We start from the raw sequence: 22,093 nt of genomic DNA on the forward strand, positions 1-22,093 counted from the left end.
GATTTTTAAGGATTCAGGCGTGGCGTGCGCCGACGAGGTGCTGTTGATTATTAGCAGGCTTAACAATCAAAGTAAGCCACACGGAGGCGAAAAGCGCTACCCCCATAAAGATGTACGACGCGGATGGGCTGCCGGTCACACCGTTCAGATAGCCGACGAACCAGGATCCGCAGAACGACCCCAGCGCGCCCATACTGTTAATCAATGCCATTGCACCGCCCGCGACGTTACGCGGCAGCATTTCCGGGATGATGGCAAAAAACGGACCGTACGGGGCGTACATGGCGGCACCAGCAATCACCAGCAGGGTATATGAGGCCCAGAAGTGATTCGCGCCCACGGCCCACGAGCCGATGAAGGCGAAAGCGGCAATCAGCAACAGCGGCCAGACAAACAGCTTGCGGTTTTGCAGCTTGTCCGACGCCCAGGAGACAACGATCATCGCGATGGTCGCCGCGAGATACGGTACGGAAGAGAGCCAGCCCACTTCCACCATGCCAAGGTTCTCGCCGCCGCTGCGGATAATCGACGGCAGCCACAGCACAAACCCGTACACGCCGATACTCCAGGTAAAGTACTGCGCGCAGAGCAGGATAACGTTGCGGGAGCGGAACGCTTCGCCGTAGTTGCGTACCGCCTTCAGCCCCTGCTGCTCTTTATCCAGTTGCGCCTGCAGCGCGGCTTTTTCATCTTCGGAAAGCCACTTCGCCTGGGCAGGCTTATCTTTTACCAGCACCCACCAGCAGAATGCCCAGATAATTGCGGGTACCCCTTCGATGATAAACATCTCGCGCCAGCCGAAGGACTGAATCAGGTAGCCGGAGACTACCGACATCCACAGTACGGTGACCGGGTTACCGAGGATCAGGAAGGTATTCGCGCGTGAACGTTCAGATTTGGTAAACCAGTTGCTGATGTAAATCAGCATCGCCGGCATGACCGCTGCCTCAACGACGCCGAGGATAAAGCGAATGGCCGCCAGGGCAGGAATATTGTTCACCACGCCGGTCAGTGACGCGCAGGCGCCCCACAGGATCAGACAGATGAAGATCAGCTTACGCACGCTGCGGCGTTCCGCGTAAATCGCGCCGGGGATCTGGAAGAAGAAGTAGCCCAGGAAGAAAAGGGCTCCCAGCAGGGATGAAATACCTTTGGTGATGCCGAGGTCTTCAGTGATCCCCGCTGCGGATGCAAAGCTGAAGTTGGCACGATCGAGGTACGCCAGGCTGTACGTGATAAACACGATTGGCATGATGTACCACCAGCGTTTTACTGCATTGGTCGAACTGTTCATAGGCTTGCCTCTGTTGTTGAGGTTGTTACCGCCGTTGTCTGTAGGGTACACGGTGGCTTAATTATTTGGTGTGGCATGCTGCCCTCACCCTGGCCCTCTCCCACAGGGAGAGGGAATTTAAACGCCGAGCTCTGCTCGCGTTGGCAATCCTTCGCTGTCGCCCTGCACCTGAATCGCCAGCGAGCCAATCTTATTGCCCCGCGCGACGGCCTGCTGCAGCGGTTTGCCTTCCAGCAGGGCGCTAATGACGCCTACGGCAAAGCCATCGCCCGCGCCGACGGTGTCGACAACGTTCTCAACCTTCACCGCCGCGACCGCGCCCTGTTCGCCGTCGGCCGTTTTGAACCATGCACCATCGGCACCGGTCTTCAGCACCACCGCTTTTACCCCTTGATTCAGATAGAAATCAGCAATGCCTTCCGGCGTATTTTCACCCGTCAGAATCATCCCCTCTTTCAGGCCCGGCAGAACCCAGTCCGCCTGGAACGCCAGGCGGTTCAGCTTCTCGACCATTTCCGCTTCGCTTTTCCACAGCACCGGGCGCAAATTCGGATCGAAAGAGATCGTTTTGCCCAGCGACTTCATGGTCGTTGCCGCATGGTCCAGCAGTTCATAGGAACTGTCAGAGAGCGCCGCCGCCACGCCGCTCAGGTGCAGATGGCGCGCGGAGGCAAAATAGCCGGCGTGGTAATCTTCCGTTGAGAGATGGCTTGCCGCCGAACCTTTGCGGAAATACTCCACGATGGGATCGGTTCCATTTTCGACCTTCGATTTAAGCTGAAAGCCGGTAGGAAAGCGTCCGTCCAGGGTGACGCCTGCGGCATCAATATTCTCTTTTTTCAGCGAGTCGAGAACGAAATGGCCAAAGCTGTCATCCCCCACGCGGCTGACCCAGCCGACGTTCAGACCGAGACGCGCCAGGCCGGTCGCGACGTTCAGCTCTGCGCCCGCTACGCGTTTGATAAAGTGCTCAACCGCGCTCAGTTCGCCCGTTTCGGTCGCGACAAACATCGCCATAGCCTCGCCGATCGTGATGGCATCCAGCGTTTTGTGCATGATTTACTCCTCGCGCAGCAGGTTGACGTAATGACGGGTAACGGCGGTTAAATCCGCCCCTTCCAGCGGGAACTCAATACCGCGCGGAGCATCTGCAGGCAGCTGGCCGAGCAGATCCAGCCAGCGCGCGTCTGCGCGGTCCGGCGCCACGGCGCGGAAGTTATCCTTATGCGGCACGGCGGCTTTAACGTGGATATAGCTCACCGCAGGGGCCAGGTGACGCGCGGCCTCTTCGGGGGAGTCGCCGACCCACAGCCAGTTGCCCATGTCGAAGGTCAGCGTGACGGGCAACGCCATTTCCCGACAGGCGGCCTGGAAGCGCCGCATGGGCGCGAGCTGCCCGCAGTCGGTCTGATCGTTCTCCACAACAAGCGCCATACCGCTGGCATTCAGCAGGGCGCGCAGGGCGTCGAGAGGCTGTGTGTCGCTGAAATGGCCGAGGGAAACCTTCAGCCACAGGGCGTTAAGGGTGTTGGCCTCAGAGAGATAGCGGGGCAGGTCCGGGTTAAGGGTGCCGTCGGGCATAAACAGGGCGGCGGGCGCGGAGTAGCACGCCAGCAGACCCATTAGCTCGATGGATTCGCTCAGTGCAGGCAGCGCCAGCAGCTCTTCGCTGTTAAACAGTTCGCGGCGGATCTCCACGCCGTCTGCCCCTGCGCCTGCAATAACGGGGAGCATCGCCCGCTGACCGCCTGCCTGTCGCACCTGTTCCGCGCCGTACGCGGCGGTGACCACCATGATTTTCCTGCCCATCTTCGGACTCCATCGCAACATATTAATACTATTACGCTAGATGGAACCGGTTCCAAAGAAAAGATCAGGATGTCGAATTTATGATCGCTATCACAAGGGAGAATTAACGGGCGGTGGAGCCGCGAACGATCAGCTCGCCGGAGAAGACCTGCTCGCGTACGGCATCGCGGGTGCCTTCAATACGACGAATCACTTGTTCTACAGCGGCATAGCCAATCTGCCAGGTGGGTTGTTTAAGGGTCGTAATACCTACGCCAGCCAGCTCCGCCCACTCCAGCTCATCAAAGCCCAGCAGACCGATATCGCTACCCCAGTGCAGGCCAATGCGCTTGAGCGAGCGGGCGACCTGAAGCGTCAGCGCCCCGTTGGCGGAGATAACGGCTTTGCGCATCCCGCGATGGCGGGTATGGAACTGGCGCAGGGTGTTGTCGATCTGGTCGGCTTCGTGAAGCGGCGTTTCGGCATTTTCGGCGATCGCACCGGGATAACGCGCAAGCGTGGCGCGAAATGCCGCCAGGCGGTCGCGTCGGGTATTTACCATGCCCAGCGGTTCGCTCAGGAAAAGAATCGCTTCGAAGCCCTGTTCGATCAGGTGCTCGGTCGCGGTTGTGGCTGCCTGGGTGTTATCCAGCCCGACGACATCGCAGGCGAATTCCGGGATTTTACGGTCGATGAGGACCATGGGCAGGGAGGACTGCTGCAGGCGGTTCAGGCCCTCTTCACGCATGCCTACTGCGTTAACCACAATCCCTTCCACCTGGTAGCTGCGCAGCAGATCGAGGTAGTGCAGCTCCTGGTCGACTTCGTTGTTGGTATTACAGACCAGCGGCGTGAAGCCCTTCTCGCGGCAGGCGGCCTCGATACCGCTGAGGACGTTGACGGAGTAAGGGTTGGTGATATCGGCGATAATAAGGCCGATCAAACGGGTGCGACCGCGTTTGAGCCCGCGCGCCATCAGGCTGGGACGATAGTCGAGATCGGCAATGGCCTGTTCAATACGCGCCAGCAATGCGTCGGACAGCAGATGTTTCTCGCCGTTAAGGTAGCGCGAAATGCTGGTTTTACCGGTTTTGGCGGCTTTCGCCACGTCGCTGATGGTGGCCCGGGCTGGTTTGCTCATCGCTGATTTCCCTGAATTTAGTGAGAATACCTTAGCGGGAAAATCAACGATGGCAAGTGGTTCATGCCGGGGTGTGCGGTCTGTTGCCCTCACCCCGGCCCTCTCCCTCGGGGATTACTGAATCGGGCTCAACGTAATCTCTACGCGACGGTTTTGCGCTTTACCTTCCGCCGTGCTGTTGCTGGCGATAGGATTGGCAGGGCCCATGCCGCTGGTGCGGATGCGGTTTGCTTCAACGCCCTGGGTTATCAGGGAGCTGGCCACGGAATCGGCACGCTGCTGAGACAGACGCATGTTCAGATCCTGGCTGCCGGTGCTGTCGGTGTAGCCAATCACGTTCACGGCGGTCTTGTTGTACTCTTTCAGCACCATCGCCACGCCGGTCAGGGTGTTCGCGCCCGCAGGTTTCAGCGTGGCGCTGCTGCTGTCAAAGGTCACGTTGTTCGGCATGTTCAGGATGATGTTATCGCCGCTGCGGGTGACGCTCACGCCGGTTCCCTTCATTTTGTCGCGCAGTTTCGCTTCCTGCACGTCCATGTAATAACCGACGCCGCCGCCCAGCGCCGCACCTGCCGCTGCGCCAATCAGCGCACCTTTGCCGCGGTCTTTCTTGGAGGAGGAGAGTGCCCCAACGCCTGCGCCGACCAGCGAGCCGATACCTGCGCCAATGCCGGATTTACCCGCTTCGCGCTCACCGGTGTAAGGGTTGGTTGTGCAGCCAGAAACAGCCAGTGCACCGCTCACCAGAGCGGCAATAACGAGTACGCGTTTTTTCATCTTCTTTCCTTAATCCTTTTTATTCTTTGCCACGGCGAGCGTGGCAGTTGATTATGACGTCCAGATACGGAGAAAATTCCGGGTATAACTCTGAAATTTGTGACAAACCATAAACGACCTCAACGAGAAGGCCGTAAACCTGCACGCAACCAGGAGCGCACGCTTGAGCACCTCAACAAAAACCATTCTGACCGCCGCCCACTGGGGGCCGATGCTGGTCGAAACCGATGGCGAAAATGTTCTGTCGTCCCGTGGGGCACTGCCAACACAACATCCCAATTCGTTACAGACCGTCGTACGCGATCAGGTGCACAGCAAAACGCGCGTGCGCTGGCCGATGGTGCGCAAAGGTTTTCTAGCCTCGCCGGATAAGCCGCAGGGGATCCGTGGTCAGGATGAGTTTGTTCGCGTGAGCTGGGACGATGCGCTGGCGCTGATCCATACGCAGCATAAGCGCATTCGCGACAGCTATGGCCCATCGTCCATTTTTGCCGGCTCCTATGGCTGGCGCTCGAACGGCGTGCTGCACAAGGCCTCGACCCTGCTGCAGCGCTACATGAGCCTGGCCGGGGGCTATACCGGTCATCTGGGAGACTATTCGACCGGCGCGGCGCAGGCGATCATGCCGTACGTCGTGGGAGGAAACGAAGTGTACCAGCAGCAGACCAGCTGGCCGCTGGTGCTGCAGCACACCGACGTGGTGGTGCTGTGGAGCGCCAACCCGCTGAACACGCTGAAAATTGCCTGGAATGCCAGCGACGAGCAGGGGATTGGGTATTTCGACGCGCTGCGCAAAAGCGGCAAACGCATCATCTGCATTGATCCGATGCGTTCTGAAACTATGGATTTCTTCGGCGACAGCGCCGAGTGGATTGCTCCTCATATGGGCACCGACGTGGCGATGATGCTGGGTATCGCCCATACGCTGGTGGAGAACGGCTGGCACGACCGCGATTTCCTCGCCCGGTGCACCTCCGGCTTCGACAAATTCGCCGACTACCTGACGGGCCAATCTGATGGGGTAGTGAAAACGGCAGAGTGGGCCGCGGAAATTTGTGGCGTTCCAGCCGCTAAAATCCGCGAACTGGCGGCATTGTTCCATAAAAATACCACGATGTTAATGTCCGGCTGGGGGATGCAGCGTCAGCAGTTCGGCGAGCAGAAACACTGGATGCTGGTGACCCTTGCCGCGATGCTAGGACAGATTGGTACGCCGGGCGGCGGTTTTGGTCTTTCCTATCACTTTGCGAACGGCGGTAACCCAACGCGTAAAGCGGCAGTGCTGGCGTCCCTGCAAGGCTCGGTGCAGGGCGGCGTGGATGCCGTGGATAAAATCCCGGTGGCGCGAATCGTTGAAGCCCTGGAAAACCCGGGCGGTTTTTATCAGCATAACGGTCTGGACCGCCACTTCCCGGACATTAAGTTTGTCTGGTGGGCGGGCGGGGCAAACTTCACGCACCATCAGGATACCAATCGCCTGATCCGCGCCTGGCAAAAGCCGGAGCTGGTGGTGATTTCCGAGTGCTTCTGGACCGCCTCGGCCAAACATGCCGATATCGTGCTGCCGGCGACCACGTCGTTTGAGCGTAACGATCTCACCATGACCGGCGATTACAGCAACCAGCATATGGTGCCGATGAAGCGCGTGGTGGCCCCGCGTGATGAAGCGCGTGATGATTTTGACGTGTTTGCTGAACTGAGCGAGCTCTGGGAAGCGGGCGGTCGCGAACGCTTTACCGAAGGGAAAAATGACCTGCAGTGGCTGGAGAGTTTCTACCAGATCGCCGGACAGCGCGGTGCGGCGCAGGGCGTGACGCTTCCGCCATTTGCTGAATTCTGGGAGGCGAACCAGATTCTCGAAATGCCGGAAAGCGAACAGAACGCCCGATTTGTCCGTTTCGCCGATTTCCGTCGCGACCCGCAAAACCATCCGCTGAAAACCGAGAGCGGCAAGATTGTGATCTACAGCGAGCGCATCGCCAGCTTTGGATATGCCGATTGTCCGCCACACCCTTCGTGGCTGGAGCCGGACGAGTGGCACGGCAACGCTCAGCCGGAGCAGCTGCAGGTGCTGTCTGCCCATCCGGCGCATCGTCTGCACAGTCAGCTTAACTACACCTCTCTGCGCGAGCAGTATGCGGTCGCCGGGCGGGAGCCAATTACGCTGAATACTTTAGACGCCAAAGCGCGTGGGATTGCGGACGGTGACGTGGTGCGCGTCTGGAACCAGCGTGGACAGGTGCTGGCAGGGGCGGTGGTCAGCGACGGGATTAAGCCAGGCGTGATCTGTATTCATCAGGGAGCCTGGCCCGACCTTGAGCCCACCGAAGGTGGGATCTGTAAAAACGGGGCGGTTAACGTGCTGACCAAAGATCTCCCCAGCTCGAAGCTGGGGAATGGTTGCGCAGGGAACACGGCGCTGGCCTGGGTCGAGAAATATGAGGGGCCCGAGCTTACCTTAACGGCGTTTGATCCGCCTGCCAGCTCATGATCCACGTCGGGTGCTGGGTGTCATCCTGCCAGGCGCTGTCTTCAATGCGAAAGCCCTGAGCATGGTAGAAATTCACCGCCCGGACGTTTTTCTGATACACCTCCAGGGTTAAGTGCGGGAAGCGCTGTTGAACATGGTTCAGCAGCGCGCGCCCGATGCCTTTTCCGATATACGCTGGCGTAACGAACAGCGCCCCCACAAACTGCGACTGTATGACGCTGATAAAACCGCGCGGCGTGCCGTTCTCCTCCCAGACCCAGGTTTCGGCGGCGGGAAGGTATTCATCCCGCACCAGCGCTTCGTTCGCTTTCCAGTAGTCGGCGTCGATAAACGGATGCGCCTCGGTGGTGCTCTCAAGCCACAGTCTCAGGAGCTGAGCGGTATTCTCACTGTGCCATTTGCGGATCATGGTTGCCCTCCGGGTGGCAGATGCAGCCCGTAATATGGTCATTGACCAGCCCGCAGGCTTGCATAAAGGAGTAACAGATGGTGGTGCCCACAAACTTGAAGCCGCGTTTTTTCAGCGCTTTCGACAGGGCATCCGAGGCAGGGGTCGAGGTTGGGATCTCTGCAAGCGTGGCGGCCCGCGTCACCTTCGGCTCGTTATCCACAAACGACCAGACAAATGCTGAGAAGGGTTCGCCGTTTTGCTCCATCGCCAGATAAGCCCGCGCGTTACCGATAATGGCCTGAATTTTACCGCGATGGCGGATGATACCGGGATTCAGAACCAGTCTTTCCACGTCGTCGTCGGTCATGGCGGCCACCGCAGCCGGATTGAACCGGTGGAAGGCATTGCGGTAGTTCTCACGCTTTTTCAGAACGGTGATCCACGACAGACCGGCCTGCTGGCCTTCAAGGCAAATCATTTCAAACAGTTTTTCACCGTCGGTCTCCGGTACGCCCCATTCCTTGTCGTGATAATCGATATAAAGCTGATCCTGGCTTACCCAACCGCAACGTTGCATAGGTCATCTCCCTTCCTGATACGATAAACGCAAAAATTTCAATCTGCCCGGCTTGACGTGTCTGCTAAAGAGACAATAGTTAATACAGGGCTATATGCCCCAATACCTCTTCGAACAATGACATATATCGCCGAACTCGGCTCTTTCTGGAGTCGCTTTGATGATGATAAAAAAAATCAGTGGTCGCCATGCTGCTTCTGGCCTGGTGGGCGTTTCAGCCTGCCTGCTTATATGTAACACCGCTTTTGCGTGGCAACAGGAATATATCGTTTCAGATGCACAAAGTAATACGACAGAACGCTATACATGGGACGCCGATCACCAACCTCGTTATGAAGATATTCTCGCGGAGCGTATTAACCATTCGCAGAATGCTGCGGGCTTTGCGCTGAACGACCCATCCGGTTCGGATGCGGAAACCGTTCTGAGCGTTGGCTGGAATTTTCCCGTGGCGGGGCATATCACAACCGGGCCGGTCATGGCGTGGCGCACAGAGGGCACTCCACCCACAACGGTAAATACGTTTAGTGATACAACCACCGCGCAGTCGCTTACCGAACCCCTCTGGCATGCCAGCGTGAACTCTCTGGGGTGGCGTGTTGATACCCAGTACGGCGATTTACACCCCTGGGCGAAGATTAGCTACAACCAGCAGTCGGAAGAAGAATATTTGTATACCCTGGGCTTAAGCGCCAAATTTTAGGGTTGTTACTTTTTTAAACGCTGCGGTAACATATTTAATACAATAACGGCGAGGGGTGTGGTGATAGTGGTCACTCACCTTTAAACGTTTTCTTCTCCGGCAAGGTCGTTCATTCCCGCTTCCAGGCATTTCATTCCGTTTCTCCTGCATTTCATGCCGTTTTACCCCTGGCGTTTTGGGGTTTTGTTTATCGTGTCCTCAGCGAACTTCCTTAATTTATCTTGCAGGATACTGCCATGAACACCTCAACCTATAACCGCACGCGTTGGCTGACGCTATTCGGCACCATCATTACCCAGTTCGCACTGGGTTCGGTTTATACCTGGAGTCTGTTTAACAGCGCCTTGTCTGATAAGCTCGGCGCGCCGATAAGCCAGGTGGCATTCTCCTTCGGCTTGCTGAGTCTTGGATTAGCGATTTCCTCTTCCGTGGCGGGCAAACTTCAGGAACGCTTTGGCGTGAAGCGCGTGACCATGGCCTCCGGCATTCTGCTGGGCCTGGGCTTTTTCCTGACGGCGCATTCCAGCAACCTGATGATGCTGTGGCTGAGCGCCGGCGTGCTGGTGGGGCTGGCGGACGGCGCAGGTTACCTCCTGACGCTGTCGAACTGCGTGAAGTGGTTCCCGGAGCGTAAAGGCTTAATCTCCGCGTTTGCTATCGGCTCCTATGGCCTGGGCAGCCTTGGCTTTAAATTTATCGACTCTCAACTGCTGGCGTCCGTTGGCCTCGAAAAAACGTTCATGATCTGGGGGGCAATTGTCCTGGTGATGATTCTGTTTGGCGCCACGCTGATGAAAGATGCCCCGCAGCAGGAAGTGAAATCCGTTAACGGCGTGGTGGAGAACGATTTCACCCTCGCGCAGTCCATGCGTAAACCGCAGTACTGGATGCTGGCGGTGATGTTCCTGACGGCCTGCATGAGCGGTCTGTATGTCATCGGTGTGGCGAAAGATATCGCGCAGGGGATGGTAAAACTGGATGCCGCGACGGCGGCGAATGCGGTGACGGTCATCTCCATTGCTAACCTCTCGGGTCGTCTGGTGCTCGGTATCCTGTCTGACAAAATCGCCCGCATCCGCGTGATTACGCTGGGGCAGGTCATCTCTCTGGTGGGCATGGCGGCGCTGCTGTTTGCTCCGCTGAACGAGGCGACCTTCTTTGCGGCGATTGCCTGCGTCGCCTTTAACTTCGGCGGCACCATTACCGTTTTCCCGTCGCTGGTAAGCGAGTTCTTCGGCCTCAACAATCTGGCGAAAAACTACGGCGTCATTTATCTCGGCTTCGGTATCGGCAGTATCTGCGGGTCGCTGATTGCCTCGCTGTTCGGTGGCTTCTACGTGACCTTCTGCGTGATATTTGCCTTGCTGATTATCTCGCTGGCGCTGTCCACAACGATTCGTCAGCCGCAGCGCGAAGTGTATAAAGAAGCGCATGCATGATTCGATGAAAAGGGGCCTCAGGGCCTCTTTTTTTATCTCAACATCACTTTCGGACTTGTTATTTTGTAAAAAATTTCCTCGATCACACTCTCTGCTGCCACTTTTCTTTCCCGCTGTGGTCTACTTATCGCGCTTGTAGACGTTTCTGATAACGGTTTCGCTCGCATCTACTTACTCTGTCAGCTTTCTCACTGAGATTCGGCGGGTCTTTATACCCCTTCCCCCAGGGTTGTTTGCATGAAATATATTAGGTCTCTTACCCAGCAAAGATTGTGTCTGATGCTGGCTGTCTATATCGGTTTGTTTCTGAATGGCGCGGTACTGTTCAGACGTGTGGAAGGTTATTTCGAACACCTCAGCGTAAGAAATGGAATTTTTGCCGTCATTGAAGTGTTTGGCTCTATCCTGGCAACCTTCTTCCTGTTACGCCTGCTCTCACTTTTTGGCCGACGTACATGGCAAATTCTGGCCTCGCTGGTGGTGATTATCTCTGCCGCCGCAAGCTATTACATGACATTCATGAACGTGGTCATTGGCTACGGTATTGTCGCCTCGGTGATGACCACGGACATCGACCTCTCGAAAGAGGTGGTGGGTCAAGGGTTCATCATATGGACGATTTTGACCTGCCTGATCCCGCTCTTCTTTATCTGGAGTAATACCTGCCGTTATACCCTGTTACGCCAGCTGCGTACCCGGGGACAGCGCATCCGCAACGTCGCCGTCGTTCTGCTGGCGGGCCTGCTGGTGTGGGCGCCGATTCGCCTGATGGAAAAACAGCAAAAACGGATCGAAAAAGCGACGGGCGTGGATATGCCGAGCTATGGCGGCGTGGTGGCTAACTCGTATCTGCCGTCCAACTGGCTGTCCGCGTTAGGTCTTTACGCCTGGGCGCAGGCGGACGAATCCAGCGATGTGAAATCACTGATTAACCCGACCAAAAAGTTCACCTACCAGGCGCCGGCTGACGGGCTGGATGATACTTACGTAGTCTTTGTCATCGGTGAAACGACGCGCTGGGATCATATGGGTATCCTCGGTTATGACCGCGATACCACACCGAAACTGGCGCAGGAGAAGAATCTGGTGGCTTACCGCGGCTATTCCTGCGATACCGCCACGAAGCTCTCGTTGCGCTGTATGTTTGTGCGTGAAGGCGGGGCGAGCGATAACCCGCAACGTACGCTGAAAGAACAAAACGTCTTTGCCGTGCTGAAGCAGCTTGGATTTAGCTCCGATCTGTTCGCCATGCAAAGTGAGATGTGGTTCTACACCAACACGCTGGCAGATAACATCGCGTATCGTGAGCAGATTGGTGCCGAGCCTCGCAACCGCGGGAAAAACGTTGACGACATGCTGCTGCTTGAGGAGATGTCCCAGTCTCTGAAGAATCACCCGCAGGGCAAACATCTCGTCATTCTGCATACCAAAGGGTCGCATTACAGTTATTACCAGCGTTACACGCGCGATTTCGCGAAATGGCAGCCTGAGTGCGTAGGCATTAATAAAGACTGCAGCAAGCAGGAGCTGATCAACGCCTACGATAACTCCGTTCTGTATGTGGATACCTTCCTGAGCCGGGTGATTGACCAGCTGCGTGATAAAAAAGCGATTGTTATCTACGCCGCAGACCACGGTGAGTCCATTAATGAGAAAGAGCACCTGCACGGTACGCCGCGCAAGCTGGCACCGCCGGAGCAGTTCCGCGTGCCGATGATCATGTGGATGTCGGATAAGTATCTTGAAAATCCGGAGAAAGCGAAGATGTTTGCTCAGCTTAAGAAAGAGGCGGAAATGAAGGTGCCGCGCCGTCACGTTGAGCTGTACGACACCATTATGGGTTGCCTCGGCTATACCTCACCGAACGGTGGGATTAACGAAAACAACAACTGGTGTAAACTCCCTGATAACACCGCAAAAGCCGCGCAGTAGCTGCTCTGGCGAGAATATCGCCAGTTGAATGGCTTTTTGAAAATAAGGGATTGACGGGGGCGCACCTCAGCAGTAAGATGCGCTCCGCATTCGGCGAGTAGCGCAGCTTGGTAGCGCAACTGGTTTGGGACCAGTGGGTCGGAGGTTCGAATCCTCTCTCGCCGACCACATTCTGAAAAGGGCTAACCGCAAGGTTAGCCCTTTTTGCATTAACGGCTTACTCATCCTGATTCAGTAAAATGCCCCTTATCCCCGCTTCTTCCTGCCTGTTAACGATTTTGTGACATAATCCATTGTATTTTTTTATATATAGATTGATCTTTTTTCGCGTTGCTTATGGATAACCTCAGCATTTTTCGCTGTGCGTTTTAACGTTCGCGGTATTTAGTGCTCAGATAATCACCATTCTGCAAGAAAATTTACCCATTCTGAATAAAAGTTAATCACTGATTGTTGCGAAATATGAAGATATTTGTGCTGCAAGTTGGCGAGTAGCATAAATTTCCCTGCTGAAAACTGGCGTTCAGGGTTTTTTTAATCTTTGTTTGCGGTTTCTCACACTCGGCGCAAATCCCCGTCACCTGTATTGACGTTTTCACATTCTGTTGACAGATTGTAGGGCATGAGGGGCATTTCAGGGACGATCTGCGCTGCAACTCAAACGCTCTTCTGAAAGGATTCTCCATCCCTTTAACGCCTTCGGGCACCTCCGACCGGACCGGGTAAAAAATAAATAAAGGTCTGGCGGCGTAACACAACAAAGCAAAACATCACATTGGAGCAGAATAATGAGTATTTCCTTGAAGAAGTCAGGGATGCTGAAGCTTGGTCTGAGCCTGGTGGCTATGACCGTGGCAGCAAGCGTACAGGCAAAAACCCTGGTTTACTGTTCTGAAGGCTCGCCGGAAGGCTTTAACCCACAGCTCTTTACCTCTGGTACAACTTACGACGCTAGCTCTGTACCGATCTATAACCGTCTGGTTGAATTCAAAACCGGCACCACGGAAGTGATTCCGGGTCTGGCCGAGAAGTGGGACATCAGCGAAGACGGCAAAACCTATACCTTCCACCTGCGCCAGGGCGTGAAGTGGCAGGACAGCAAAGAATTCAAACCAACGCGTGACTTTAACGCCGACGACGTTGTGTTCTCCTTCGACCGTCAGAAAAACGCCCAGAACCCGTACCACAAAGTGTCTGGCGGCAGCTACGAATACTTCGAAGGGATGGGTCTGCCTGACCTGATCGCCGAAGTGAAAAAAGTAGACGATAAAACCGTTCAGTTCGTGCTGACCCGTCCGGAAGCGCCATTCCTGGCTGACCTGGCCATGGACTTCGCCTCTATTCTCTCTAAAGAGTATGCGGACAACATGCTGAAAGCCGGCACGCCGGAAAAAGTGGACCTGAACCCAATCGGTACCGGCCCGTTCCAGCTGCTGCAGTACCAGAAAGACTCCCGTATTCTGTATAAAGCCTTCCCGGGCTACTGGGGCACCAAGCCGCAGATCGACCGTCTGGTCTTCTCCATCACGCCTGATGCATCCGTGCGTTACGCTAAACTGCAGAAAAACGAATGCCAGGTGATGCCGTACCCGAACCCGGCAGATATCGCGCGCATGAAGCAGGACAAAAACATCAACCTGATGGAGCAGGCGGGCCTGAACGTGGGCTATCTCTCCTTCAATACCGAGAAGAAACCGTTTGATGACGTGAAAGTACGTCAGGCGCTGACCTACGCGGTGAACAAAGAAGCGATCATCAAGGCCGTTTACCAGGGCGCGGGCGTTGCTGCCAAGAACCTGATCCCACCAACCATGTGGGGCTATAACGACGACGTTAAGGACTACAGTTACGATCCTGAGAAAGCGAAAGCGCTGCTGAAAGAAGCGGGCCAGGATAAAGGCTTTACCGTCGAGCTGTGGGCGATGCCGGTACAGCGTCCGTACAACCCGAACGCACGCCGTATGGCCGAAATGGTCCAGGCTGACTGGGCGAAAATTGGCGTTCAGGCCAAGATTGTGACCTACGAGTGGGGCGAGTATCTGAAGCGCGCCAAAGCGGGTGAGCACCAGGCGGTAATGATGGGCTGGACCGGTGACAACGGGGATCCGGACAACTTCTTCGCCACCCTGTTCAGCTGTGCGGCAGCGAAAGACGGCTCTAACTACTCTCGCTGGTGCTACAAGCCGTTTGAAGATCTGATCCAGCCGGCGCGTGCGACCGACGATCACAACAAACGTATTGAACTCTACAAGCAGGCTCAGGTTGTTATGCACGATCAGGCTCCGGCGCTGATTGTTGCTCACTCCACCGTGTATGAGCCAGTGCGTAAAGAAGTGAAGGGCTACGTGGTTGATCCACTGGGCAAACACCACTTCGAAAACGTATCGGTTGAATAATTAAAAGCAACGCCAGGCGGCGCTGCGCTTGCACTGGCCTACGGTATGTAGGCCGGGTAAGCGTAGCGCCACCCGGCAGCAGTGCTTTATTGCCTCTCTGAAAGGGGAGGGAATAAGATTTGTGAGCAATACAGACGTCACGCCACTGGCCGTGCGTCATCAGAGAGAATCCGGGTTATGTTGCAGTTCATCCTCCGACGTCTGGGACTTGTTATCCCGACGTTTATCGGTATCACCCTTCTCACTTTTGCCTTCGTCCATATGATCCCCGGCGACCCGGTAATGATTATGGCGGGCGAGCGTGGTATCTCCCCTGAACGTCATGCGCAACTGCTGGCTGAACTCGGCCTCGATAAGCCGATGTGGCAGCAGTACCTCCACTATATCTGGGGCGTGATGCACGGTGACTTAGGGATTTCGTTAAAAAGCCGTCTTCCGGTGTGGGACGAGTTCGTGCCGCGTTTTAAAGCGACGCTGGAGCTTGGCATCTGCGCCATGATTTTCGCCACTGCGGTGGGTATTCCTGTTGGGGTACTGGCTGCCGTTAAGCGTGGCTCTATTTTCGACCATACCGCCGTGGGTCTGGCGCTGACCGGTTACTCCATGCCTATCTTCTGGTGGGGCATGATGTTGATCATGCTGGTCTCGGTGCAATTGAACCTGACGCCGGTCTCCGGACGCGTCAGCGATATGGTCTTCCTTGATGATACCAATCCGTTAACCGGCTTTATGCTGATCGACACGGCCATCTGGGGCGAGGAGGGCAACTTCATTGATGCCGTTGCGCACATGATCCTGCCTGCTATGGTGCTGGGCACCATTCCTCTTGCGGTGATCGTGCGTATGACCCGTTCCTCCATGCTGGAAGTGCTGGGTGAAGATTACATCCGTACCGCGCGCGCCAAAGGTTTAACCCGCATGCGCGTCATCATCGTCCACGCGCTGCGTAACGCCATGCTGCCGGTGGTGACCGTTATCGGCCTCCAGGTGGGTACGCTGCTGGCGGGGGCGATCCTGACGGAAACCATCTTCTCCTGGCCGGGCCTCGGACGCTGGCTGATTGATGCGCTGCAACGCCGTGACTATCCGGTGGTGCAGGGTGGGGTGCTGCTGGTCGCGACGATGATTATCCTCGTCAACCTGCTGGTCGATTTGCTGTACGGCGTGGTGAACCCGCGTATTCGTCATAAGAAGTAAGGGGCCATCATGTCACAGGTTTCTGAAAACAAAGCTGTTGCTGCACCGGTTCCAATGACGCCGCTGCAGGAGTTCTGGCACTACTTCAAGCGTAATAAAGGCGCGGTAGTCGGGCTGGTGTATGTCGCTATCATGATCCTGATTGCGGTGTTTGCGAACTTTCTGGCGCCGTATAACCCGGCGGATCAGTTCCGCGATGCGCTACTGGCACCTCCTGCCTGGCAGGATGGCGGTAGCCTGGCGCACCTGCTGGGTACCGATGATGTGGGCCGCGATGTGCTGTCGCGTCTGATGTACGGCGCGCGTTTGTCGCTGCTGGTTGGTTGTCTGGTGGTGGTGCTCTCCCTGATTATGGGGATCATCCTCGGCCTGGTTGCCGGTTACTTCGGCGGCATCGTTGATAACATCATTATGCGTATCGTCGACATCATGCTGGCACTGCCAAGCCTGCTGCTGGCTCTGGTGCTGGTGGCGATCTTCGGCCCGTCGATCGGTAACGCCGCCCTGGCGCTGACCTTCGTGGCGCTTCCTCACTACGTGCGATTAACACGCGCGGCGGTGCTGGTGGAAGTGAACCGCGACTACGTCACCGCCTCTCGCGTGGCGGGTGCCGGTGCGATGCGCCAGATGTTCGTTAATATCTTCCCTAACTGCCTTGCGCCGCTGATCGTTCAGGCGTCGCTCGGTTTCTCAAACGCCATTCTTGATATGGCCGCTCTTGGCTTCCTGGGCATGGGTGCGCAGCCGCCAACACCGGAGTGGGGCACCATGCTCTCCGACGTGTTGCAGTTCGCACAAAGCGCCTGGTGGGTTGTCACCTTCCCGGGTCTGGCAATCCTGCTGACGGTGCTGGCATTTAACCTGATGGGTGATGGCCTGCGTGATGCGCTTGATCCCAAACTGAAGCAGTAAGAGGCACGAGATGGCGTTATTAAATGTAGATAAATTATCGGTACACTTCGGCGACGAAGGCACCCCGTTTCGCGCCGTGGACCGCATCAGCTACAGCGTCAATCAGGGCGAAGTGGTTGGTATCGTCGGGGAGTCCGGTTCCGGTAAGTCGGTGAGTTCACTGGCAATCATGGGGCTGATTGATTACCCGGGCCGCGTGATGGCGGAAAACCTGCAGTTCAACGGTCAGGACCTGAAGCGCATTTCTGAGAAACAGCGCCGCCAGCTGGTGGGCGCCGAAGTGGCGATGATCTTCCAGGACCCGATGACCAGCCTGAACCCGTGCTACACGGTCGGCTTCCAGATTATGGAAGCGATTAAGGTGCACCAGGGTGGTAACAAGAAAACCCGTCGCCAGCGCGCGATCGACCTGCTGAACCAGGTGGGTATTCCTGACCCGGCATCGCGGCTGGACGTATACCCGCACCAGCTTTCCGGTGGGATGAGCCAGCGCGTGATGATCGCCATGGCGATTGCCTGTCGACCAAAGCTGCTGATTGCGGATGAACCGACAACGGCGCTGGATGTGACCATTCAGGCGCAAATCATCGAGCTGCTGCTGGAGTTGCAGCAGAAAGAGAACATGGCGCTGGTGCTGATTACGCACGATCTGGCGCTGGTGGCCGAAGCGGCACACAAGATCATCGTGATGTATGCCGGCCAGGTGGTTGAGACCGGAAATTCGCACGATATCTTCCGCGCGCCGCGTCACCCGTATACCCAGGCTCTGCTGCGCGCGCTGCCGGAGTTTGCCCAGGACAAAGCGCGCCTGGCGTCGCTGCCGGGCGTGGTTCCGGGCAAATACGACCGTCCGCAGGGCTGTCTGCTTAATCCGCGCTGCCCGTATGCGACGGATAAGTGCCGGGCAGAAGAGCCAGAGCTGAACCAGCTGGCCGACGGTCGACAGTCAAAATGCCACTACCCACTCGATGATGCCGGGAGGCCAACACTATGAGTACGCAACAGGCCACCACGCAACAACCGCTGTTGCAGGCCATCGACCTGAAAAAACACTACCCGGTGAAAAAGGGGATTTTTGCCCCTGAGCGCCTGGTGAAAGCGCTGGACGGCGTCTCCTTTAACCTCGAACGCGGTAAAACGCTGGCGGTGGTGGGGGAGTCAGGCTGCGGGAAATCGACGCTGGGCCGTCTGCTGACGATGATTGAAGTCCCGACCGGCGGTGAGCTTTATTATCAGGGCCAGGATCTGCTCAAGCATGACCCGCAGGCGCAGAAGCTGCGCCGCCAGAAAATCCAGATTGTGTTCCAGAACCCGTACGGTTCTTTGAACCCGCGTAAAAAAGTGGGACAGATCCTGGAAGAGCCCCTGCTGATTAACAGTAATCTGAGCAAAGAGCAGCGCCGTGAAAAAGCGCTGGCGATGATGGCGAAGGTCGGCCTCAAAACCGAGCATTACGACCGCTACCCGCATATGTTCTCCGGCGGCCAGCGTCAGCGTATCGCCATCGCCCGCGGGCTGATGCTCGATCCGGATGTGGTGATTGCCGATGAGCCGGTGTCGGCGCTCGACGTGTCCGTGCGCGCACAGGTGCTGAACCTGATGATGGATCTCCAGCAGGATCTGGGGCTGTCTTATGTGTTCATCTCTCACGACCTGTCGGTGGTGGAGCATATTGCCGATGAAGTGATGGTGATGTACCTGGGGCGCTGCGTGGAGAAGGGGACCAAAGAGCAGATCTTTAGTAATCCTCGTCATCCGTACACCCAGGCGCTGCTGTCTGCGACGCCGCGTCTGAACCCGGACGATCGTCGCGAGCGCATTAAGCTGACGGGTGAACTGCCAAGTCCGCTGAATCCGCCGCCGGGGTGTGCCTTCAACGCGCGCTGCAGCCGCCGCTTTGGCCCGTGCACCCAGCTTCAGCCGCAGCTGAAGGATTATGGCGGTCAGCTGGTCGCCTGCTTTGCGGTCGATCAGGATGAAAATGGCGAGAAGCCGCACGCATAACGAAAAAAAACCGGCGCTAAGCCGGTTTTTTTATGTCTGCCTGACTATTTTCGCAGGCGAATCTGGTCGACGGCGTGCTTCTCGCTCTTGGTGAGGATCAGGCTCGCACGCTCGCGCGTCGGGAGGATGTTCTCTTTGAGGTTCACGTAGTTGATCTCATTCCACAGCCCCCTGGCCACATTAATGGCCTCTTCTTCAGAAAGCTGGGCGTAGTGGTGGAAATAGGAGTCCGGGTCGGTGAATGCCCCTTCGCGGAACTTCAGGAAGCGGTTGATATACCAGTTCTGCAGCAGATCTTCCGGCGCATCAACATAAATAGAGAAATCGACGAAATCCGAAACGAACACATGATGCGGGTCATGAGGATAGTCCATGCCGCTTTGCAGCACGTTCAAACCTTCAAGGATCAGGATATCCGGCTGGACTACCGTTTTATCCCCATCCGGGATGCGGTCGTAAATCAGGTGTGAATAGACCGGCGCCGTGACGTGCGGCACGCCAGATTTCAGGTCAGAGACAAATTTTACCAGACGGTGCATATCATAAGAGAGCGGGAAGCCCTTCTTCTTCATCAGCCCGCGTTCTTTTAAGACCTCGTTCGGGTGCAGGAAGCCGTCGGTGGTGATCAACTCAACGCTGCGGTGTTCCGGCCAGCGGCTCAGCAGCGCCTGCAGCACGCGTGCGGTAGTGCTTTTACCCACGGCCACGCTGCCCGCAATACTAATGATATAAGGAATGCGCTGACCATTGGTTCCGAGGAACTGCTCCAGCACCGCCTGACGGCGCAGGTTGGAGCTGATATAGAAGTTAAGCAAGCGAGAGAGGGGGAGATAAATTTCTGCCACCTCTTCCAGGGACAGATCTTCGTTTATCCCTTTTAACCGTGCGATTTCACCTTCCGTCAGCGTCATAGGGACGGAATCACGCAGGGCAGCCCACTGGCTGCGGTTAAAGTGAAGATAAGGCGTCATTAACGTTTGCTCTTTTTTGCTCATAAGCATGCTTCAGTGAGCCAGCGCTATGCTGCCGGGACGTGGCTCATCACACAGTTAATTTTGGACAATGGGCAGGAGGTTAACACCAGATGGCGGGAATAATAAGAAAAAAGATGGAAAGCGCTGCGTTACGCGGAAGCCGTCACGCTACGGTGTATGCGATGTAAATCATGCCTGTATGTTGATTATTTGACCCGGAATGGCTACTTTTACATCGCTTAGCGCTGCGTTCGCATAAAATGTGAGCGAAAGAACGTTTTATGCAAATTTTTAGTTGCATGACCGCGCAGGTATCCATAGAATGCGCGCTACTTGATGCCGACTTAGCTCAGTAGGTAGAGCAACTGACTTGTAATCAGTAGGTCACCAGTTCGATTCCGGTAGTCGGCACCATCAAGTCCGGTGGGGTTCCCGAGCGGCCAAAGGGAGCAGACTGTAAATCTGCCGTCACAGACTTCGAAGGTTCGAATCCTTCCCCCACCACCACTTTCTGGCAGCGTAAATGCCGCCGGAGCTGGTTGGAAAAATTAGCCAGCTCAAACTGAAAAAGAGAGAAATCTCTTTTTTTGTTACAGAAAGAACTGGGTAGCCGAGTTTCAGGATGCGGGCATCGTATAATGGCTATTACCTCAGCCTTCCAAGCTGATGATGCGGGTTCGATTCCCGCTGCCCGCTCCAATACGTGCTGATATGGCTCAGTTGGTAGAGCGCACCCTTGGTAAGGGTGAGGTCCCCAGTTCGACTCTGGGTATCAGCACCACTTCACTTCTCCTTCCCGTTTCTCTCTGTTTCAATTTTACTGTATTCAACAATTCAGGCATTTCGCCTGGTTGATGTGGTGATATCACCGATTTATCCGTGTCTTAGAGGGACAATCGATGTCTAAAGAAAAGTTTGAACGTACAAAACCGCACGTTAACGTCGGTACTATCGGCCACGTTGACCATGGTAAAACAACGCTGACCGCTGCAATCACTACCGTTCTGGCTAAAACCTACGGTGGTTCTGCTCGTGCATTCGACCAGATCGATAACGCACCAGAAGAAAAAGCTCGTGGTATCACCATCAACACCTCTCACGTTGAGTACGACACCCCGACTCGCCACTACGCACACGTAGACTGCCCAGGCCACGCCGACTATGTTAAAAACATGATCACCGGTGCTGCGCAGATGGACGGCGCGATCCTGGTTGTTGCTGCGACTGACGGCCCAATGCCTCAGACTCGTGAGCACATCCTGCTGGGTCGTCAGGTAGGCGTTCCTTTCATCATCGTGTTCCTGAACAAATGCGACATGGTTGATGACGAAGAGCTGCTGGAACTGGTAGAGATGGAAGTTCGTGAACTGCTGTCTCAGTACGATTTCCCGGGCGACGACACTCCAATCGTTCGCGGTTCCGCGCTGAAAGCGCTGGAAGGCGAAGCAGAGTGGGAAGCGAAAATCATCGAACTGGCTGGCTTCCTGGATTCTTACATCCCAGAACCAGAGCGTGCGATTGACAAGCCATTCCTGCTGCCAATCGAAGACGTATTCTCCATCTCCGGTCGTGGTACCGTTGTTACCGGTCGTGTAGAGCGCGGTATCATCAAAGTTGGTGAAGAAGTTGAAATCGTTGGTATCAAAGAGACTGCGAAGTCTACCTGTACTGGCGTTGAAATGTTCCGCAAACTGCTGGACGAAGGCCGTGCTGGTGAGAACGTTGGTGTTCTGCTGCGTGGTATCAAACGTGAAGAAATCGAACGTGGTCAGGTTCTGGCGAAGCCAGGCTCAATCAAGCCACACACCAAGTTCGAATCTGAAGTGTACATCCTGTCCAAAGACGAAGGCGGCCGTCATACTCCGTTCTTCAAAGGCTACCGTCCACAGTTCTACTTCCGTACAACTGACGTGACCGGTACCATCGAACTGCCAGAAGGCGTAGAGATGGTAATGCCAGGCGACAACATCAAGATGGTTGTGACTCTGATCCACCCAATCGCGATGGACGACGGTCTGCGTTTCGCAATCCGTGAAGGCGGCCGTACCGTTGGCGCGGGCGTTGTTGCTAAAGTTCT

The 22,093-nt window shown here is 56.0% G+C and carries 18 protein-coding genes and 5 tRNA genes; 15 read left to right on the top strand and 8 right to left on the bottom strand.

The genetic code is table 11. The annotated features are described in order from the left end of the window. Positions 1–13 precede the first annotated feature (13 nt). The 5 genes from ACTJI7_RS19165 to ACTJI7_RS19185 all read right to left on the bottom strand — a co-directional run bounded on the left by ACTJI7_RS19165 (position 14) and on the right by ACTJI7_RS19185 (position 5,000). Positions 14–1,294 (bottom strand): MFS transporter, encoded by a 1,281-nt coding sequence (locus ACTJI7_RS19165; RefSeq protein WP_028015081.1) that lies wholly within the window; start codon positions 1,292–1,294, stop codon positions 14–16. 117 nt (positions 1,295–1,411) lie between these two features. After that, positions 1,412–2,350, bottom strand: coding sequence for a sugar kinase (locus ACTJI7_RS19170; RefSeq protein ID WP_028015082.1), 939 nt, complete (start codon positions 2,348–2,350; stop codon positions 1,412–1,414). A gap of 3 nt (positions 2,351–2,353) precedes the next feature. Further along, complete coding sequence (locus tag ACTJI7_RS19175; protein WP_045260017.1) at positions 2,354–3,103, bottom strand: sugar phosphate isomerase/epimerase family protein; 750 nt, start codon at positions 3,101–3,103, stop codon at positions 2,354–2,356. Between the two features lie 103 nt (positions 3,104–3,206). Then, positions 3,207–4,223, bottom strand: coding sequence for a LacI family DNA-binding transcriptional regulator (locus ACTJI7_RS19180; RefSeq protein ID WP_028015084.1), 1,017 nt, complete (start codon positions 4,221–4,223; stop codon positions 3,207–3,209). 114 nt (positions 4,224–4,337) lie between these two features. Then, positions 4,338–5,000, bottom strand: a complete 663-nt coding sequence (locus tag ACTJI7_RS19185) for an OmpA family lipoprotein (RefSeq protein WP_008502762.1) — start codon at positions 4,998–5,000, stop codon at positions 4,338–4,340. A 211-nt stretch (positions 5,001–5,211) separates the two neighbouring features. Here ACTJI7_RS19185 and ACTJI7_RS19190 point away from each other — a divergent pair, with 211 nt between their 5' ends. Next, positions 5,212–7,491, top strand: a complete 2,280-nt coding sequence (locus ACTJI7_RS19190; RefSeq protein ID WP_440670598.1) for a molybdopterin guanine dinucleotide-containing S/N-oxide reductase — start codon at positions 5,212–5,214, stop codon at positions 7,489–7,491. Here ACTJI7_RS19190 and ACTJI7_RS19195 read toward each other — a convergent pair. Then, positions 7,454–7,900, bottom strand: coding sequence for an N-acetyltransferase (locus tag ACTJI7_RS19195; protein ID WP_028015086.1), 447 nt, complete (start codon positions 7,898–7,900; stop codon positions 7,454–7,456). The genes ACTJI7_RS19190 and ACTJI7_RS19195 overlap by 38 nt on opposite strands. Then, a complete protein-coding gene (gene tag, locus ACTJI7_RS19200; RefSeq protein ID WP_028015087.1) occupies positions 7,878–8,459 on the bottom strand; it encodes a DNA-3-methyladenine glycosylase I in 582 nt (193 codons plus the stop codon). The genes ACTJI7_RS19195 and tag overlap by 23 nt, the downstream gene beginning before the upstream one ends. A 160-nt stretch (positions 8,460–8,619) precedes the next feature. Between tag and ACTJI7_RS19205 the strand changes: the two genes are divergently transcribed. From ACTJI7_RS19205 to dppF, 9 genes are all read left to right on the top strand, one after another. Next, positions 8,620–9,162, top strand: coding sequence for a hypothetical protein (locus ACTJI7_RS19205; protein ID WP_063155177.1), 543 nt, complete (start codon positions 8,620–8,622; stop codon positions 9,160–9,162). Between the two features lie 236 nt (positions 9,163–9,398). Continuing rightward, positions 9,399–10,601 carry an L-lactate MFS transporter gene (locus ACTJI7_RS19210; RefSeq protein WP_028015089.1) on the top strand — a complete coding sequence of 401 codons (1,203 nt, stop codon included), beginning with the start codon at positions 9,399–9,401 and terminating at the stop codon, positions 10,599–10,601. Between the two features lie 237 nt (positions 10,602–10,838). Then, positions 10,839–12,533, top strand: coding sequence for a kdo(2)-lipid A phosphoethanolamine 7''-transferase (gene eptB, locus ACTJI7_RS19215; RefSeq protein ID WP_028015090.1), 1,695 nt, complete (start codon positions 10,839–10,841; stop codon positions 12,531–12,533). A 91-nt stretch (positions 12,534–12,624) separates the two neighbouring features. After that, positions 12,625–12,701 (top strand) — tRNA-Pro (locus ACTJI7_RS19220). A 620-nt stretch (positions 12,702–13,321) separates the two neighbouring features. Next, positions 13,322–14,929, top strand: coding sequence for a dipeptide ABC transporter periplasmic-binding protein DppA (dppA, locus tag ACTJI7_RS19225; protein WP_028015091.1), 1,608 nt, complete (start codon positions 13,322–13,324; stop codon positions 14,927–14,929). Positions 14,930–15,106: 177 nt separating this feature from the next. Then, positions 15,107–16,126, top strand: a complete 1,020-nt coding sequence (gene dppB, locus ACTJI7_RS19230) for a dipeptide ABC transporter permease DppB (protein ID WP_028015092.1) — start codon at positions 15,107–15,109, stop codon at positions 16,124–16,126. Positions 16,127–16,135: 9 nt separating this feature from the next. After that, positions 16,136–17,038 carry a dipeptide ABC transporter permease DppC gene (gene dppC, locus ACTJI7_RS19235; protein ID WP_028015093.1) on the top strand — a complete coding sequence of 301 codons (903 nt, stop codon included), beginning with the start codon at positions 16,136–16,138 and terminating at the stop codon, positions 17,036–17,038. 10 nt (positions 17,039–17,048) lie between these two features. After that, the gene (gene dppD / locus ACTJI7_RS19240; RefSeq protein ID WP_008502772.1) at positions 17,049–18,032 is read left to right on the top strand and encodes a dipeptide ABC transporter ATP-binding protein; all 984 of its coding nucleotides are present in this window, start codon (positions 17,049–17,051) and stop codon (positions 18,030–18,032) included. Further along, positions 18,029–19,042: a dipeptide ABC transporter ATP-binding subunit DppF gene (dppF, locus tag ACTJI7_RS19245; RefSeq protein WP_045260007.1), complete on the top strand. Its 1,014-nt coding sequence runs from the start codon at positions 18,029–18,031 to the stop codon at positions 19,040–19,042. Before dppD ends, dppF begins: the two co-directional genes overlap by 4 nt. Before the next feature lie 44 nt (positions 19,043–19,086). Here dppF and coaA read toward each other — a convergent pair whose 3' ends face one another. Further along, positions 19,087–20,037, bottom strand: a complete 951-nt coding sequence (coaA, locus tag ACTJI7_RS19250) for a type I pantothenate kinase (protein WP_032644951.1) — start codon at positions 20,035–20,037, stop codon at positions 19,087–19,089. A 317-nt stretch (positions 20,038–20,354) separates the two neighbouring features. Here coaA and ACTJI7_RS19255 point away from each other — a divergent pair. The 5 genes from ACTJI7_RS19255 to tuf form a co-directional block, all read left to right on the top strand. Then, a tRNA-Thr gene (locus ACTJI7_RS19255) sits at positions 20,355–20,430 on the top strand. 8 nt (positions 20,431–20,438) lie between these two features. Next, positions 20,439–20,523 (top strand) — tRNA-Tyr (locus tag ACTJI7_RS19260). A 117-nt stretch (positions 20,524–20,640) separates the two neighbouring features. Next, positions 20,641–20,715: transfer RNA gene (locus tag ACTJI7_RS19265), tRNA-Gly, on the top strand. 6 nt (positions 20,716–20,721) lie between these two features. Next, positions 20,722–20,797, top strand: a tRNA-Thr gene (locus ACTJI7_RS19270). 118 nt (positions 20,798–20,915) lie between these two features. Beyond that, positions 20,916–22,093: elongation factor Tu (gene tuf, locus ACTJI7_RS19275; protein WP_048957925.1), on the top strand; the 1,178-nt coding region annotated here is incomplete at its 3' end.

The organism is Enterobacter sp. 22499, assembly GCF_052044815.1.
Lineage (GTDB): Bacteria > Pseudomonadota > Gammaproteobacteria > Enterobacterales > Enterobacteriaceae > Enterobacter > Enterobacter bugandensis.